1 pseudogene is annotated in these 255 nt (G+C 55.3%); it reads left to right on the top strand.

The features are described 5' to 3' along the window. Nucleotides 1–255 (top strand): annotated as a pseudogene (locus J5M72_RS29270) (helix-turn-helix domain-containing protein); the annotation flags it as partial.

The following is a 255-nucleotide window of genomic DNA, read 5'->3' as shown; positions in this document are numbered from 1 at the left end:
AGACGTCCCCCAAACGTTGTGCTGACGAGGTGGAGAAGCAGATTCTGACCGTGAGTCGGGAGTACGCGGCTTGGGGCGCTCGCAAGCTCAAACGCGTGCTGGAAGACAAAGGTTTAGCGATGCCTTCAGTCAGTACTGTGCATGCAGTTTTACAGCGTCATTCGCGCGTTGATCCAAAGGCTGCTGAGATCAAACCGTTTATCCGGTTCGAGCATGAAGCGCCCAACGATCTCTGGCAGATGGACTTCAAGGGCC

It is taken from the genome of Pseudomonas sp. 58(2021), from assembly GCF_017491585.1.
Classification (GTDB): domain Bacteria; phylum Pseudomonadota; class Gammaproteobacteria; order Pseudomonadales; family Pseudomonadaceae; genus Aquipseudomonas; species Aquipseudomonas fluorescens_BT.
Note: the sequence above shows the minus strand (reverse complement) of the source record. Positions and strands in the feature narration are given on the sequence as shown.